The following is a 17,041-nucleotide window of genomic DNA, read 5'->3' as shown; positions in this document are numbered from 1 at the left end:
ATATAAGCGTTGCAAAATTAAATACTTTGTTTTACACCCATACGTGCTTCAACCACATTTACAACATAGTCGCCGAGCTTTTCGCACTCTTGAATAATGTCCATATACATTGTTCCAATCGCGTAAGTGTACTTATGTTCGTTCACATCGCGAATATTCTGCGTGCTTAACTGGTCGCGGTAGTTGTTCATTTCGTTCTCAATGTTGAACGAATGATTTATATCATTTTCGTGTTTATGGCCTACCAGCAAGTTGTTCATCTGTGTTAGAGCATCATCGGTTAGTTCAAACATCTGTTCAATATGGTTGTATTGACTTTCAGTAAAGTCTTCTTTTGCCGACATACGGCGGTTCATTGTACGTGCAATGTTAAAGCATGAGTCGCCAATACTTTCAAGTTCAGATATCTCACGAAGCATAGAACGAACCTTTTCCTTTGTTTCATCACTAAGGTGAGCATTGCTAACTTGATCTAAGTACTTAGCTATTTCAATCTCCATGTTATCCGAAATGCTTTCATATTTCTCTATGCGAGAGTATAGTTTCACAAATTTCGAATCTTCAGTAGTATGCAATAACTCTCTAACCATGCTAAACATACGCTGCAAACGTTCAGCAAACGACTGAATCTCCTTGCTTGCTTCAAGCACAGAAAGTTCTGGAGTCTTCATGATACCAGCTTGAATGAAACGCAAACGGAAATCTTCTTCGGTTTCGCTCTTGCGGGTTTTAATAAGCATACGAACCAATTTTTCGATCTGAGGAATAAACCAAATTAGCAAAAATGTATTTGTAACATTAAATGTTGTGTGGAATGCTGCTAAAACAATAGGTAATTTTACTTTAATATTGGCATTAACTGCGCCTGCAGTAGGGTCATAATCAACAAATCCGCACACCATATTTACGAAAGGATAGAATACTGCAAGCACCCAAACAACACCGATAACGTTAAACAAAAGGTGTGCTAAAGCTGCTCGTCGAGCCTGTGTGTTAGCAGCTAACGCTGCTAAATTGGCTGTAACAGTAGTTCCAATGTTTTCGCCCATGACCAAAGCAATACCAAGATAGATAGGTAAAACACCCGTAGAGCATAGCAAAATGGTGATAGCCATAACGGCAGCAGACGACTGAACAATACAAGTGATAACGGAACCGATGACAAGGAAAACCAAAATAGTAAAGTAACTGTTTACGTCGAACGACTTAAAGAACTCTATTACCGCAGGTGTTGTGTCTAAATGTAATGCTTTTCCAGCGTCGCTCAGTAGCACAAGGCTGAAGAACATAAAGGAAAGACCAAATAAGAAATCGCCTACATAGCGCATCTTTCGAGTGTAAATCAGCACAATACCTACAAGAAAGGCAGGAAAAACAAAGCTTGTAAGGTCTACCGAATATCCTAACGACATAATCCAAGCTGTGAGTGTGGTTCCAATATTGGCACCCATAATCACGGAAATAGCTTGTGCGAGTGTTAGCAATCCGGCGTTTACGAAAGAAACAGTCATTACCGTTGTCGCTGAAGAAGACTGAACGGCACAGGTAATAAACGTTCCTGTAAGCATACCTGTGAATCTGTTAGTGGTCATTGCGCCCAAAATGTGGCGTAATTGTGAACCTGCCATTTTCTGTAATGCCTCGCTCATTACTTTCATGCCATAAATAAGCAATGCCAATGAGCCTACAATCTTAAAAAGAATGGCTAAATAAACACCTGTTGTCATAATTAATTGTATTCTAATGCAATTTTGTTTTGCTCTTTAAAAGGAACTTGTTAACTTTATACCCTGATTTAAATCGTTAAACGTTCTTACAAGATGAAACAAGTAATACAAATCCGTTGCAAAAATAATAAAAAAACTTTAGAAGTCCCAATTGGTAGCACACTTTATGAAGTTTATCGTGCATTTAATTTGAAAATGGACTTCGGACCTGTTAGCGCAAAGGTGAATAATAAAGTGCAAGGATTGGAATATCGGGTCTTTCATAATAAAGATGTAGAATTTCTCGACCTTTATTCTGCTTCTGGAATGCGCACTTATACACGTTCATTGTTTATTGTTTTATGTAAAGCTGTTCACGACCTTTATCCAAAAAGCAAGGTTGTGATAGATATTCCTGTGTCAAATGGTTATTATTGTAACATTAACATTGGAAGACCCCTCACCGATGATGATGTTGCAGACATACGAGAGCAGATGCAAACCATTATTAATAAAGCTTTACCCATACAACATTATGAAACAACCACCGAAGAAGCTATCAGCATGTTTCGTAAATTGGGCGATGAGGCCAAAGTAAAACTGCTTGAGAGCATGGGTTCGCTTTATACCACTTATTTTAAGTTGGACGATTATGTAGACTACTACTATGGTTCAATGCTAACCAATACATCGCAGATTAAATTATTTGGTGTAGAGAAATTCTTTGATGGATTGCTGGTGCGTGTTCCTTCAGTAGAAGACCCTTCAAAACTTGGCGAATTGATAGCGCAAGATAAAATGTTTGAAGTATTTAGACTTCACCATCGTTGGCAACAAATCTTGGGTGTACGAACAGTAGGCGATTTTAACGAAGCTGTGAAGCAAGGATATTCCAACGACCTTATAAATGTTAGCGAAGCATTGCAGGAAAAGAAGATTTCGCAAATGGCAGAAACCATCGCAAATAAAGAAGGAGTACGCGTTGTTCTGATTGCTGGACCATCATCAAGTGGTAAAACAACATTCTGTAAACGCCTTTCGGTGCAATTACTGACGTGTGGAATAAAACCTGTACAAATATCTTTGGACGATTATTTTGTAAATCGCGTAGATACACCTAAAGACGAAACAGGCGATTATGACTATGAAAGTTTGTATGCACTGAATATTCCACTTATCAACGAGCAGTTTACAACTTTGTTTAAAGGAGAAGAAGTACAGCTGCCAAGTTACAATTTCCAAACGGGTATAAGCGAAATGAAAGGTAAGAAATTGCGTTTAGAACCCAATAATGTTTTAATTGTGGAAGGCATTCACGCTCTCAATCCAATCCTTACAAAGGATATTGACGATGATAAGAAATTCCGCATCTATGCTTCAGCACTGACAACTATTCTGTTAGACGACCATAATTACATACCTACAACCGACAACAGACTTATTCGTCGTATTGTGCGCGATTATAAATATCGTGGTTGTTCGGCACAAGAAACCATACGTCGTTGGCCAAGTGTACGTGCAGGAGAAAAGAAATGGATATTCCCTTATCAAGAAAATGCCGATGTAATGTTTAATACAGCTATGCTTTACGAAGTAGCAGTATTGAAAGCACAAGCAGAAGCTGTATTGGAACAAGTGCCAGAAAATTGCGATGAGTATGCAGAGGCTTACCGATTGCGCAAATTTTTATCTTATTTTGCATCGTTGCCTTTCCGCAGTTTGCCACCAACATCGTTACTTCGAGAATTCTTAGGAGGCTCATCGTTCAAATATTAAACATATAAAAAAGGTATAATGGACATTTGGTAGGCTACCAACCTACCAAATGTCCATTTCTCTTTTATAAATCTTGCTTTTTTTCATAACTTCCGATAGTTGTAGTTGTATTTTTATCTACAAACGTTTTTTCGTCCAATGAGAGAATCTACACTTGTTTGCGCCTGTTATGCCGAAAAATATGCGTTTTTTACGGAAAGAAAAAAGAACATTTTATTGTTTTTAGATAGATAGAAATTTATTTTTGCTATAAAATTATTAGGTTTTAAAAATTTATTACTACATTTGCAGCGAAAGCCTAACAACTTTTAATTATAAAACTAAACGAGAGAGAACTTCTTACTATCAACAAAAATTATGTGAGAATATTCATATCCTTTATTTAATAGGATAAATTAGAATATGAGTTGGGAAGGCTTGCTAAATGATGAATGAGAATAACCTAATTTAAAATTTTTAATATGAAGAGAATCTATTTTTTACAACTACTTCTTGTGGTAGCACTTGCCGTGCACGCACAACCTACGAAAATATTCGTATGGCTTGCAACGGGCGAACAAGTGACGTACAATCTTGCCGACCGTCCTAAGATGGTTGTTAAGGACGATAATGTACATCTAACCACAAAAACGGCAGATATTATTTACGCTGCCAAAGACATTAAAAAGGTTACCTTTGATGGAGAAACCGATGGTATTGAACAAGCAACAACGACAGGTAAAACTGGAGAAGCTACGCTTACACAGGAGTTTATGACACTTACTGGATTTAAAGCTGGCGAAACAGTACGTGTTTTTGATGCTTCTGGCCGTCTGACTTTGAGCGAAAAAATTAATTCTGATGGAACCTTAACCATTGCGCTCAGCGCACTTAAACAAGGAGTTTATATCGTTAAAACACAATACAGATCATTTAAGTTTATAAAGAAATGAGAAAGAATTTTATCTCTACAGCCCTCACCTTAGCTTTTCTTTTATGTGCCTCAATGGCTTCTGCACAAGGTGTATATATTTATAAGAATGGTAAGAAACAAGTATTTAAGTCAGAAGAAGTAGACAGTTTGGTTTTCTTCTCGGCTGCCGATAACACCACACCAAGTGTTACAGACGAGAATTTTGAACTTCCTTCTGTTGATTTTGCAAAAACACTTACCGACCTTAAAGCTGCTGAAAAAGCAAGAGGATTTAGCATTAATGAACCAAATAGCAGTAAACTTATCTTAGAGAAAACTGTTGATGGAGAAAAAGTTCATTGGGAATACAATGGTAACGGACAAGGAGTTTACATGTATGCTAAATGTTTGCTTAAATCAGAAAAGGTTGATGCTTTCAAAGCTTTCCTACGCAAGCAAGGCTACGAACTTGAAGCAGATGCGTCTTTGAACGATGAAGTAAAGGTATATGTAAACAAAACTGCTAAAGTTGTTGTATATATCAATAAGGTAGAAAACGGCGCTGAATATTACTTTGGAGCTTATGATGAAAGTTATAGTTCTTGGACACGTGTATCTCTCCTAAAAGATAATGCTTCAGGTACATGGTTGCCATACTATGGACGTGGCGGATCTGTAGAACTTATGCAGCTTTTTGAAAAGCGTATGAACCACAAATTGAATGCAGAAAGATCTAAACCAGCAAGTGGTATCTACGTTTATGATACTGGCGATGCACGCTGGCCAAGTGTAAAATACTGGTTTGATGTTTATACAAAAAATAGTCTTGAAGAAACTTCTCTCTTTGTAAATCCAAGCAACCTTCCTACTCCAGAGCAAGTGACAACTTATCTGAAATCTCTTAACCATATCTACACAGGTATGAACGATTCAGAAGGAGATATTATCTACTACAACTACGATGATAAGGCTGCTTGCTTTGTAAAGATGCAGGACAAGACTGAAGGAAAAACCGAATTCATGCCACAAATGCACTACGCATATGCCGACCTCAGCAAGCAAGTTCCACCACTTAAAGTCGATTTCCCTATGCCAATAGTAACATTTGGCAAAAATACTGTTGCAGAAATTGCAGCAGAATATCGTAAACAATCTTATTATAAGAGCGAAGAAACTATCGACTTAGGTATTGTTATCAACACTACTTCTGAAGATTTCCCTAAGATACTTCTTCTCGAAGATGGTGGCAAGTATGTTGCAGCTATGGTTATTACCTTTAGCAACTTAACAGCTCGTTCGCCTTATATCGTAGAACTTCTCCAAAAGAATGGTTACGAAAACAGAGTTGGTGTGAGCGCATTGCCTACATTTATCAATAAGGAAAATAATGTTATGGTTCAGTTTGACTTGGTTGACCTTCTCCAAATGGGTTGGTTTACAATATCATTCCAACCAAACGAATTCTAATCGAGCCAACATGAGATAAAATACTATCGTTTTCCTGAATGGAATAATTGATAGTAGGTAGAATTTATAAAGAACAATGCTCCTGTCAGCAAAGATGAAAATCATACGCCGACAGGAGCATTTTTTTATTATAAATGGAATGAACAACAACGCTTTTTAGGGCTAAAATTTCTGATGAAGAAATTATAATTATAAACCATCGAATTTATAATAACAAATTTATTTTTTGTAATTATAAATTTTTATTTTGTTATTATATTTTTTCTGCTTCATAATTACGTTTTATTTTTAAATCATTTGGGCAAGGAAAAAACATCGTAGTTTATTATTCTTTGCGCATAACTTTTTCTTTGTATCTTTTTAAATACTGCATTATTATAATACAAATATGCAATTGAAATAGCTATCTCAATTCATATTTTGACAGCCTTTTTTATCTACTTTTCATTTAGCATATTCTTGTAATTAAAGTTAATTTATTGAATAGCTTCGTCATTTATAGCTCATTTCTATAAAGAGTCTGTAATATTGTTAATTTAATACAAAAATTTTAATGGAAATTAAGTATTTCCGAATTTACTTGTACCTTTACAAAAATTTCAAAATTCCCTTAATATGACAAGTATATACATACTTTCTATACCAAGGATTTTAATAGAAATCAAGAAAATCACAGAACTAAGGATTGAAGAAATCTGAAATTATATAATTTAAATATTAACTTAAACACCAAATCATTATGAAGAAAAGACTTTTTTTAGTTGTCTTAACAGCCATAATGACAATGAGTTTCTCGCAAGTTCATGCGCAGACAGAGCTCGTGGTTACACCTAAATCGGGTGATGTAGGCAAGTATGCCATTACAGACATCCAGAAGATAACCTTTGCAGCTGATGGCATGCACGTTATGGGAAGTAAATTCTCAGTAGAACCTGTGTGGAAATTATCTGCCATTAAAGACATTAGGTTTGTTAAATCAACTGCTGGAATCGGCAATGTAAGCAATCAGACAGAGGGAATTAAAATTTCTCAACGTGAAGACATGCTTTACATTAGCGGATTAAATTCGGAAAAAGCCGATGTAGCTATCTACGATCTGAAAGGCCAGACATTGTTACGCACTAAAGTTGCTGACAAAGAAGGAATCGATGTATCGAACTTACATCATGGCGTATTTATTATCAAAGTTAAAAACACAACCTTTAAATTCGTAAAACAATGAAAAAAAGCATATTACTTAGCCTAATGGCAATTTTTAGTTTGGCAACATTTGCACAAACAGAACCAAACCGTGTGATAGTTATGGAGAAAACCAACTCTCACAAGGCATTTATGGTGGATAGAATCGATAACATCTTCTTCGCAAACGTTGAAGGTAGAGTTGCAGCTGATGTTACATATAAAGACTATAAGAGTGGATCTACTGGTGATACACTTTGGGTTGCAGTAAAAAAGACTCCAGACTGTAAGTCTTATAAAATCACTTGTGTCCCACAATCACTTTCAAACAAGATAACTTCTGATGAAATCGCAGTTTCTTACTTTGAAAGAATCAATGCAAGCATGATGCAAGACGATTTCACAAATGCACAAATGACAGGTTTCGACGATTCGTTCAAAGATAACACACCTTATACTATCATTACACTTGGTTACGATATGTATGGTGTTCCTTGCAGTATGTCAAAGGCAGAATTTACAACTCCTAAGAAACCTCTTATCGGAACACCTAAGGTTACAGGAGAAGTTGTAGAAGCAGCAGCAACAAGTATAAAAGCTAAGTTCTCTGCTAATGCAGATGTTCAGGGATATGCTATCTGTATTTTCCAAGAAGGTAAGGCAAAAGAACAATTCGAACAGTTTGGTCCAATGATGGGACTAAGCAATATGGGCGATATGATTAAGCAATGGGGTGTTAAATGTACTGGCGAATACTCATACGAATGGACTGGTTTAACACCAAACACTAAATATGAAATCTATGTACAAGCATGGGACGCAGCTGGAACTTATGCAGATATGGTTGTTATTCCTGTTACAACTAAGAAATTGGGTGGCACTGGTGTTGCTAAAGTAAATATCGAAATTAAAGAATTTGCAAAGAGTGGCGATTCTTATTACCAGCGTGTTATCTATACACCAAATGCTGAATGTTCAGTTCACAGAGATATTATCATCACAAAGAGTGCATTTGATAAGGCTGATATGGGCGAAGCTGGTGTAATAAAATTGTTGCAAGAAGACCATGAACAAGATCCATATTGGAATCAGTTTGGTGTTGATAACGCAACCTGGAGCGCAGACCCATCAACAACTTATTATGCTTGCTCATTAGCAAAGAATATTAACGATGAATGGGGCCCACTTGTAAAGATAGAATTTACTACACCTGCAGGTGAATCTGGAAGCAAACCTACAGCTCCAGTTCGTATTGCACAAGGAACATCACATGGAGTTACAATGATGCCACTTGTAAATATGAAGAAGGGACAACCAAAGTTTCAAATGATTCAAAAGTAATTTTTAAATAAAATAAACGAGCGTATATAGTAAATACTAACTGGCAAACTATTTTAAGAGTTGGCTTAACCCGTTTTACTTTATACGCTCGTATTTATTTCTATTATTAGGTGTGTTCAATCACATAATGACTTTTTAAATAACTTTTAAACCACAATTACTTATGAAGAGACTTTGTACATTATTTATTTTTTCAGTGCTATCAGCAGTAATAGCAATGGCACAAGACAATCCTACAATTATTACGAAACCAGCAGAAGGTGATACAATTAACCTATATCGCACTACTACAGGTTTTGAGTCGGTTTACTATTACGGAGTACCACACAAAAGTACAGGCGATTGGCAACGTATAGTTTTTGGTAAGGATGGTGCAGTTTATCTTGAGAATCCTCTCAATTCGCTTTATACAAAGACTTGGATTAAAGGCGCAAGTACTGTAGGAGATACCATTGCTTTCCAACTTCCACAAGCAATTTTTTCAGAGGAAGACTTTTCAACAGGAGAACCTAAGTATGGATACTTGTATCGAATCCATGTTGGAACAAAAAATGGTAAGGAAACATATGTACCCATTGAAGGTAAAGAAAACCAAGTTCTAAAATATGTATGGCGCAACGATTCGCTTCTGATGGTTGAAAAAGAAGGAGAGGTGATTGGTATGTGTCGTGATAATGGTGCTTGGACAAGCTATTCAGAGGCTACTTACAAAAGTGCACGCATGGACGAAAATAAAATAGCACCATCTGCATCGGCAAAAGTTTGGGACGGACTTGTACTTTATATGGATATGGAAGGAAAGTCGCAGTTATATCCAGTGAAATATGCTTTTGACGGCGATGATGTTTATTTAGGCGACTTAACAGCAAATGTAAAAGGTTATTGGATAAAAGGAACCAAGAACGGTACAACAGTAACTTTCCCTGCAACATCTTATCTTGGTATTGACCGCACAACTGCTTGCTACGTATTTGTATCTTCTGCAGTAATGGGAAAAGGTCAGGACGAAATGGGCAACGAATATGAGAAACCGTGCTTGAGTCATCAACCGCTTGTATTTACTTATGACGCAGAGAAAAATGCATTAAGCACAAAAGGCATTTTAATGGTACATAAGAGTATGGACGACGATAGAAGTACTTATATTTTCGATTCTTATCGTTACGCACTTATTAACCAATGGGATAAAAAAGCAGCAGCTCCAATGCCACCGAAACTTACTGCATACCAGCCTTTTGATCCAAATCCATGGGGAGGTCCTGGTGGATTACAATTTACATTGAGCTACTATTCAGCTGATTTCAATTATCTTGACCCAGCCCATCTTTATTACAATCTTTATATTGATGGTGAAAAGCAGACCTTCACTCCCGAAACTTATAAGAATTTAAAGTCAAACATGACAGACGTTCCTTATTCTTTCTCTGACCAATACCAATTCTATAAGTATGATGAAAACTCGCGTGCAATCTATTTCTACAAGGAAGCAAAAGATAAAGTAGGCTTAGAAGCAGTTTATATTGATGGCGACCAGCGTCTTAGCTCTGGTATATCAGAGTATTTCTTGTCAAGCACTGGTATAAATGTCAATACAGCAAAACAAGTTGAAAAAGTAGAATACCACGATCTCTCAGGCCGCAGTGTTAATCGTCCAGAAAAAGGTATCTACGTGCAAACCACAATCTACTCTGATGGTTCTCGCATTTCACAAAAGATAGTACGATAATGATATAGTAAGGTGCTATCATCATGCTAATGACGATAACCCAAATAAAAACAAAAGCCTGTCCTTAAGATTATGATTTTAAATCATTCTTTTAATGGCAGGCTTCTTTATTTTTACTCTTTGCTTAGTGCAGCTTATCCTCTTGTTTATTGCACAGCATTATGTTTGAGAAATGTTATTTAGTCCTCCCTTATAAACCTAATATTCCTCTGATTCATAGTATATTATCCTGTAAATTATTTGTTTATATCTGCAAGTTTTTGTACCTTTACATTATAAATCTTGCAGATATTTATGCTTAAACGTACATCTAAACAGCTCTCTATGTTCTCTTCTTTAGAGGACATGCTTAGCCATGAACATCCCCTTTTCCAACTTAGTAATAAGATTAATTGGGAATGTTTTGAAAATGCTTTCTCTCCTTTGTATTGCAGCAATAATGGTCGCCCTGCTCATCCTATTCGCTTGATGTGTGGTCTTTTAATTTTAAAACATTTGCGTAATGTGTCAGATGAAATGGTGGTTTCTCAATGGAGCGAGAATGCTTACTACCAATATTTCTGTGGTGGACTTGAATTTATGCCCAAACAACCCTGTGACGCCCTCAAAAAGTATTTTCCATTAAAATAAGGATTAAGACTGCCCCTTATGAGGTAATGGACGATTCGTTACAACTCAAAAAGTATTTTCCATTAAAAATAAGGATTAAGACACAATTCATTAGTCATTGAGCCTGTTGGGTAAATACTCAAAAAGTATTTTCCATTAAAATAAGGATTAAGACTTTAAATGTTAATTGTTAAACGTAAATGGAAGAATTATTAAGTATATTCCATTACAACAAGGATTAAGACTTTGTGATACTTCTGATAGTTTGGTCGCCAATGTCATCATTAAGTATATTCCATTATAACAAGGTATGGGAGCAGGAACTCGACAGCTTCGGTAGAAAGAGAAGGAAGGACAACAATAATTCCTCCTTCATTCCGTTTAAGTATCAAGGTCAGTATGAGGACGTTGAGACGGGAATGTATTAACTGTTTCCGCTACTATGACTCTTGTGCAGGTAATTACATTAGTCAGAATCCAATTTGGTTATCGGGGGAGATAATTTATATTCTTATGTATAAAATCTAACAATATGTATAGATACGTTTGTATTATCTGGGCAAAGATGGATGGGGAAAACAAAAAATAGACACTCATTAATTGCTTATGTCTTATATAAATGTTATTATGCCTTTGGTTGAGTTTGTGCCATATATTAACGATATGGTAGTGAAGTATGATTGTGTTGTATATTTAAGGAAAAAGAACACAAAAGATGTTTTTTATACAGCAATCAATATGGCAAATTATAGAAGTGTTATTGGCAATGGTATAGAGGACAAGTTGTTTTTCTTTGTCTCTTTAAAAGATTACAACAAAGCAGGTATTTCTTTTTATGATGATGAAGTATGCAAGGGAACTATTGAAGGAATAGGAGGAAGGGCAAATGAAAACGAAGTTGAGTTGATTTCATTGCGGTTGATTTCTAAAGAACCTAAAGAAGGGATTAAAAGATTATTTAATGCCATAAGGAATAAACTAAAGAAAGATTCAACAATAGGCGTTGGTGTTCAAAGTGGCTCATCGAGATATCCTAAATTCTTTTATCAGAAGTCGCTGACAGACAATAAGGTCTTTAAGTTTGACTTCAATAATGACAAATTGCCTGTTATCAAGCCATTATAGGAGATGTTAAAGCCAAATCTATAGAGAATTTGGAAAGAAAAGCGTTATGAGTTACTATCAGTTATTGGAGAAAATATAATTATAAAGTATATTCCATTACAACAAGGATTAAGACAAATTAAATTCTGACATAATTCTTATGTTTTAAATTATTAAGTATATTCCATTACAACAAGGATTAAGACCTCTCGAAAGACACCTTTTCGTCCGCCTCTCCAACTCAAAAAGTATTTTCCATTAAAATAAGGATTAAGACGTCCCAAGTATAAAGACTACTATCACGTATATAACTCAAAAAGTATTTTCCATTAAAATAAGGATTAAGACTTCGGTTCTTTCTCCAAAACTTAGAAGTTTAAGTACGTATCTCTCTCTCAAAATACTTTTTGTTGAAGAAAGTTAGATGTAAGAAAGTTTTGAAAAAGTTGAAGATGCAGTATGCTAAAAGTAGAGCAAAAAAATAGTTCTTATGTTGGGTTTGTATCTCTTTTTTAAAACAAGATTACGTGCTATTTTTTGAAAGAGAGGATAGGATTTGGGAGATGAAATTATTGGTTAGAAAAATTATAATAAAAAACGACGAAGTTTATTATTATAAAAATAAAATTTATAATTATGTTTTTTTATTTTTTAATTATAAATTTCTTAACTGCTTATTATGCCTTTTTTTTCTTCAATTATGGTAAGGATTAGAATGCGGTTAAGACTGCTTTTTTATTTGCTTTTCAATGATAGATGAAATATGTGGAGAAGTTACATAAAACTATAACCATTCCTTTCTAATATGTTTTTTTCTTATCTATCTAAAAAGCTAAAGTTTCGCGCGTTTTATTATACAGAAGGAAGGCGCTTGTGTAAAGTTTTAAATCATTGTTCTTCCACCTTTTTCATCGATATAATCAATTAGTTTGCCGAAGAGAAAGTTTTGACGCAAGGTGGCTTCGTTTCCTGTAAGTATGAGTTGTTGGCGAGCTCGGGTAATGGCAACATTTAGTTTGCGATCAATCGGATTGCCGTCTTCTATGAATGTATTGGCAGTGAGAAACTCTAATTGGAAACGGTTTTGAATGGTGAACGAGTAGATGATTACATCTCGCTGGCTACCTTGATAGCGTTCCACAGTGTCGATACTAATATTGCCGATATCGGGTAAATGGAGTTGCTCCAATTCTTTTCGAATCATCGCAATTTGATTACGATAAGGTACAATAATACCAATTGACTTTTGTGCATCGAATGTTTCTCCCATCTGACGATATAAACGGCGAACAAGATTGGCTACTATTCGTGCCTCTTCTGTATTTACCTTTTCTGAAAAATTAGGTTGTCGGCACAACTTGGAAGGAATAAATATCATTCGATGCGCCTTTAAAAAGTCGTCTATTTTATCTTCACTTGGTTTGTTATAAGGCAGATTAAGTTTTGTCTGATGAGCTAAAGGAACACATTCCAACTGTTCGCGAACATAAAAATAAGTGTTGGGGAAGGTTGCAATATCTGGGTGCATACGACCTTGTTTACGAAGTGTGCCAACAAAGTTATTACGTTCTGCTGCCCGCTCGGTAAGAATAAGGCGTTCGAATAGCGAGTTGGCACAATTTGGAAGATGTATTTCTTCGAGTAAAGGCGAGTCGGCAGCCGATTCGTTATTATCTTGTTGCACAACAGCAGGCAATTGTTTGTGGTCGCCAATCAGAATAAATTTGTCGATAACCTGTTTTCCTCCATTATGTGCAGCAAGTAAGCCAACAATATTCGGTTCAAGAATCTGACTTGCTTCGTCGATAATAGCAAGTTCGAAATGTTTAATGCTAAAGATAGCCGTATGGATTGCAAGACTTGCCGTTGTGCTGACGATGATGCGCGATGACTCGATAGTTTGTCGGATATGTTCGAGCGTGGGATTTGTTTTAACAGCATTCGTAAGCAAATTATCAGTAAAGCGGGAATCGCACGAATATTCTTTCGAAAGTCTAAGAAAAGCGATGTTGTTATCGGCAAGCATTCCGCAAATTTCGTCTACGGCACGATTGGTATAAGAAAGCAACAAAATGTTTTTCCCTTCGTGTTCTCTTACGAGATATTGCAATGCCATTGACGTTTTACCCGTTCCAGGAGGACCAATTAAAAGAAAATAATCAGTAGCCTGCTTGGCGCGCAAAATTATATCGTCGTATGTAGGATTGTAAGTTTTAGAAAGTTGTATTTCTGTATTTCGCTCAGGAGAACGTTGCCCCAAAAGCAAATCTTTGCGTTCTTTACTGGCCGTAATAAAAGTATGTAAGCCTTGAATAGCAGTTGTGCAACCAATATCGCTACCGCTATGTTCGATGGCAAATTGGTCGCCAACAAGTAAATTAGGGTTTTGCTGTCCATCGTTTAAACGTACCATCACAGTGTTGGTATGAATTTCCTGCAATGTGCCCCGAAAAAGAAAAGCTTTTCGAATGTCAGGCATTTCGTTTTTGCGATACGCATAAAGATATACCATATCGCCACGACGGAAGTTAGGCAAAAAATCTTCGCTTTGTTTCGGTACAGCAAGCGTAATGCTATCGTAACCATTATAAGCTGTACTTTGTTCTTTTCGCGTAATGGTTAAGCCCGTGTAAATATTGCCCGATTCAATCTTACCCGCTAAAGGCATATTCCAAAGATCGGCATTGCTGCTACCTACACCTTCTTGATAACCCACCTTCGATATAATTTGTTCCTTTACAACAAAGCGCATCATTCTGCTGAAGTAAGCTGTTTCCAACGGAGAAAGCTTATGCAGCGGTGCTAAAGTTTCGGTTAGGCGTGGTAAAATCCACTGTTGGAAAAAACTTTCGTTTCCACGAGTTAGCTGTAAAGTATTGGGAGTAAAGTGCGGAATAATTTTTGCGAAATCGTTGTTGCCTATCCAATATTCGGTAGCAACCACCTGGTTGCGAAACTTAATCGCTTCCATCATCAGCGATTGCAGTGATTCAACTTCTAAAAGACCATTGGGTAGCGGATATTTAGAATAAAGTAAATGAATGTTTGTATTTCGTGTGCTTCGGTTAAAATTATATTGCAGAATTCCGAAATAGAGCAAAACCTGTACGTAATGTTTCTCTAAATATTTTGAACCATGGTTGTTGAGGCGGTTACTTGCAATATAGAAATTCTTTCCCGACTTCTGTTCCACGAGTAAACGGAAATCAGTCGTCATTAAATCGACCCGTCCTTGAATACCTAAACTTTCGCAAACGAACGATGGTTCAAGAATAGCCTTGTTACGGTCGTAATTTTTAAAAAGTTCTTCCACAATGTCTTGAATATTCTTTGCTTGCTCTGTGCCGTCCTTTTTAAATACATCAGAATTAAAGTCGATACAGGTAGCAAAGTCTAAAGCCTTGTTTCGGAAGTTCGATTTTAAGGTTTCGTTAATGTTGTAATTAGGATTGTTAATGATGTCGTCGAGTGCTTTTCCTGCAAAATTACCCAAAAGAGTGGCAGCAGTAGCTTTTTTGGATTGCAAACGATTAACGGTAAAGAGCAAAGGATGGTGTCCGTAGTCTTCAAAACAATTGGCAATCGAGGAAATATCGACAAGAAAGTCGGGTTCAACCACAATAATGCGTGGTACAATGCGCTTGCGAGTAACATTGCAATCTAAGAGATTAAGCTGCATACCTTCGCATAAAATCTTGCGGATATAGCTTAAATCAATATGTTCAGGGGTGTTAAAATAGTCTATTAAAACCTCTTCTTCGCTACATTCCTGGTTCAGTACATTTACTTTTATATATTTATCGTCCCACGATTGCACTGTGCAACGGATATATTTGTAGTTGGCTATCTGTATATTTGCTGTGCGGCGGCCTTCCGTCGGGATTTTCCCAACAAGAAAAGACGGAATAGATGTGTTGAAAACAGCAGAGATAAAAAGCGCCAATGCCCTACAATCATACAGTAAATCGTTATGAAGAATAGGAGCAATAGAGTTGCTATGGCGACGCATTAGGTGAATAGCAACTATGTCTTGTGGTTTTATATGGAATTGTTTGCAAAGCGAATCCACTTGAGAAGACAAGTTACCAAATCCATGTCGTGTACCTTTCAGTCCTTCATGGCAAGCCAACACAAGAGTTTCGTGCATTAAACGGTTTTGCATATCAGAGCGGTTATCGGGAAATTCGATAACTTCTAAAATTCGAGCGAATAGTTCTTGTGCCTTTGAAGAATCTTGTGTCATTGTCCACCCAATCGTTCAAAGAAGGTAATAACCTCTTCCCATGTTTTAAACTCGTCGCTGCCAAAAGGCAATACCGTTCCCATAAAATCTTCGTTGTTCTGTGTACTGATGAGGTAATCGCCAAGAAGAAATTGAGGTTGATTGACGAAGAGAATGCGATTCCATGCAGGTGCGCTGAAGACATCTTTAATCCAAGTTTGCATTTCTGTCAAAGCAGTTGGATTATTGGTAGGTGCTGGCGCGGTGAAATAAACATTGTAATGGTCGAGGAGAAACTCGTAAGCTTTGTGCAACGACGATTTAGGTTTGCCGTAACTATCTCTAAGCGTTTCCCAATTAATGAAAACAATTTTGCGTTCGCGCCCTTTCTGTTTGTCATCAATCCATCTAATGATAGGCATAATATAGTGGAAAATGGCCTTTTCGATAAGGCGGTGCTCGCCATGAAAGTAAATAGCTTGCGGATAATGCTGGTGGAATAAATCGAAAGTATGCACAATTGGGTCGGCATCACCAAACAGACCATACACCCTTTCTTGCTCTTCAGGCGTTACAGAAGCAAAACAACGTTCCGTAATTTCCTTATATTCCTTTTGCAAAGCCTTTGTAACAATAACTTCCTGTACGCCATCTTTGCGCGGATTTTGATATATTTGCTTGCCAAGCATATTGCTTTCGCTTATGGTTGAACCCATTTGGAAAGCAGGATTTACGCAAATGCGGTCAGTGCCATATAGCATTTCGGTGTACATTCCACCCATTGACGTGCCAATAATGATATCAGGACGTTCGTTGGTCTGTATTTTCCGCAACAATTCCATTGCTTCTTCAGGGTGAATGGGTAAGTCGGGAGCGATAACCGTACATTGTGGCATATATTCTTGCAATATTTTAGCAGTGTGTGTTGCCCCTGACGACATGAAACCATGTACATAAACAAGTTTCTTGTTCACCATTAAATCAGAAAAAGTCTTCCTGTATTGATTTTCCATATTCAA

The 17,041-nt window shown here is 36.6% G+C and carries 11 protein-coding genes and 1 pseudogene; 9 read left to right on the top strand and 3 right to left on the bottom strand.

Going from position 1 to position 17,041, the window contains the following annotated elements:
* Positions 1 to 17: 17 nt before the first annotated feature.
* The gene (locus tag HXN26_RS02430) at positions 18 to 1,727 is read right to left on the bottom strand and encodes a Na/Pi cotransporter family protein (RefSeq protein ID WP_273158446.1); all 1,710 of its coding nucleotides are present in this window, start codon (positions 1,725 to 1,727) and stop codon (positions 18 to 20) included.
* Between the two features lie 93 nt (positions 1,728 to 1,820).
* Here HXN26_RS02430 and HXN26_RS02425 point away from each other — a divergent pair, with 93 nt between their 5' ends.
* The 9 genes and pseudogenes from HXN26_RS02425 to HXN26_RS02385 all read left to right on the top strand — a co-directional run bounded on the left by HXN26_RS02425 (position 1,821) and on the right by HXN26_RS02385 (position 11,821).
* Positions 1,821 to 3,482: a nucleoside kinase gene (locus HXN26_RS02425; protein WP_273158445.1), complete on the top strand. Its 1,662-nt coding sequence runs from the start codon at positions 1,821 to 1,823 to the stop codon at positions 3,480 to 3,482.
* Between the two features lie 461 nt (positions 3,483 to 3,943).
* A complete protein-coding gene (locus tag HXN26_RS02420) occupies positions 3,944 to 4,414 on the top strand; it encodes a T9SS type A sorting domain-containing protein (protein WP_273158444.1) in 471 nt (156 codons plus the stop codon).
* Positions 4,411 to 5,841, top strand: a complete 1,431-nt coding sequence (locus tag HXN26_RS02415) for a hypothetical protein (RefSeq protein ID WP_273158443.1) — start codon at positions 4,411 to 4,413, stop codon at positions 5,839 to 5,841. The genes HXN26_RS02420 and HXN26_RS02415 overlap by 4 nt, the downstream gene beginning before the upstream one ends.
* Before the next feature lie 739 nt (positions 5,842 to 6,580).
* The gene (locus tag HXN26_RS02410) at positions 6,581 to 7,063 is read left to right on the top strand and encodes a T9SS type A sorting domain-containing protein (protein ID WP_273158442.1); all 483 of its coding nucleotides are present in this window, start codon (positions 6,581 to 6,583) and stop codon (positions 7,061 to 7,063) included.
* Positions 7,060 to 8,361 (top strand): fibronectin type III domain-containing protein, encoded by a 1,302-nt coding sequence (locus HXN26_RS02405; protein ID WP_273158441.1) that lies wholly within the window; start codon positions 7,060 to 7,062, stop codon positions 8,359 to 8,361. The genes HXN26_RS02410 and HXN26_RS02405 overlap by 4 nt, the downstream gene beginning before the upstream one ends.
* A 163-nt stretch (positions 8,362 to 8,524) precedes the next feature.
* Positions 8,525 to 10,087, top strand: a complete 1,563-nt coding sequence (locus tag HXN26_RS02400; RefSeq protein ID WP_273158440.1) for a hypothetical protein — start codon at positions 8,525 to 8,527, stop codon at positions 10,085 to 10,087.
* A gap of 294 nt (positions 10,088 to 10,381) precedes the next feature.
* A pseudogene (locus HXN26_RS02395) lies at positions 10,382 to 10,690 on the top strand (transposase); the annotation flags it as partial.
* A gap of 254 nt (positions 10,691 to 10,944) precedes the next feature.
* Positions 10,945 to 11,124 carry a hypothetical protein gene (locus HXN26_RS02390; RefSeq protein ID WP_273158439.1) on the top strand — a complete coding sequence of 60 codons (180 nt, stop codon included), beginning with the start codon at positions 10,945 to 10,947 and terminating at the stop codon, positions 11,122 to 11,124.
* 235 nt (positions 11,125 to 11,359) lie between these two features.
* Positions 11,360 to 11,821: a hypothetical protein gene (locus HXN26_RS02385; RefSeq protein WP_273158438.1), complete on the top strand. Its 462-nt coding sequence runs from the start codon at positions 11,360 to 11,362 to the stop codon at positions 11,819 to 11,821.
* Between the two features lie 862 nt (positions 11,822 to 12,683).
* Here the strand turns inward: HXN26_RS02385 and HXN26_RS02380 are convergent.
* Both HXN26_RS02380 and HXN26_RS02375 read right to left on the bottom strand, forming a co-directional pair.
* The gene (locus HXN26_RS02380; RefSeq protein ID WP_273158437.1) at positions 12,684 to 16,043 is read right to left on the bottom strand and encodes a DEAD/DEAH box helicase; all 3,360 of its coding nucleotides are present in this window, start codon (positions 16,041 to 16,043) and stop codon (positions 12,684 to 12,686) included.
* The gene (locus tag HXN26_RS02375; RefSeq protein ID WP_273158436.1) at positions 16,040 to 17,035 is read right to left on the bottom strand and encodes a YqiA/YcfP family alpha/beta fold hydrolase; all 996 of its coding nucleotides are present in this window, start codon (positions 17,033 to 17,035) and stop codon (positions 16,040 to 16,042) included. Before HXN26_RS02375 ends, HXN26_RS02380 begins: the two co-directional genes overlap by 4 nt.
* Positions 17,036 to 17,041 lie beyond the last annotated feature (6 nt).

The organism is Prevotella aurantiaca (assembly GCF_015262605.1).
Taxonomy (GTDB): Bacteria; Bacteroidota; Bacteroidia; order Bacteroidales; family Bacteroidaceae; genus Prevotella; species Prevotella aurantiaca.
This window is presented reverse-complemented; position numbering and strand designations above follow the sequence as displayed.

Coding starts and splice junctions, on each gene's coding strand:
- HXN26_RS02430 (WP_273158446.1), bottom strand. CDS start 1,727: ATGACAACAGGTGTTTATTTAGCCATTCTTTTTAAGATTGTAGGCTCA.
- HXN26_RS02425 (WP_273158445.1), top strand. CDS start 1,821: ATGAAACAAGTAATACAAATCCGTTGCAAAAATAATAAAAAAACTTTA.
- HXN26_RS02420 (WP_273158444.1), top strand. CDS start 3,944: ATGAAGAGAATCTATTTTTTACAACTACTTCTTGTGGTAGCACTTGCC.
- HXN26_RS02415 (WP_273158443.1), top strand. CDS start 4,411: ATGAGAAAGAATTTTATCTCTACAGCCCTCACCTTAGCTTTTCTTTTA.
- HXN26_RS02410 (WP_273158442.1), top strand. CDS start 6,581: ATGAAGAAAAGACTTTTTTTAGTTGTCTTAACAGCCATAATGACAATG.
- HXN26_RS02405 (WP_273158441.1), top strand. CDS start 7,060: ATGAAAAAAAGCATATTACTTAGCCTAATGGCAATTTTTAGTTTGGCA.
- HXN26_RS02400 (WP_273158440.1), top strand. CDS start 8,525: ATGAAGAGACTTTGTACATTATTTATTTTTTCAGTGCTATCAGCAGTA.
- HXN26_RS02385 (WP_273158438.1), top strand. CDS start 11,360: ATGGTAGTGAAGTATGATTGTGTTGTATATTTAAGGAAAAAGAACACA.
- HXN26_RS02380 (WP_273158437.1), bottom strand. CDS start 16,043: ATGACACAAGATTCTTCAAAGGCACAAGAACTATTCGCTCGAATTTTA.
- HXN26_RS02375 (WP_273158436.1), bottom strand. CDS start 17,035: ATGGAAAATCAATACAGGAAGACTTTTTCTGATTTAATGGTGAACAAG.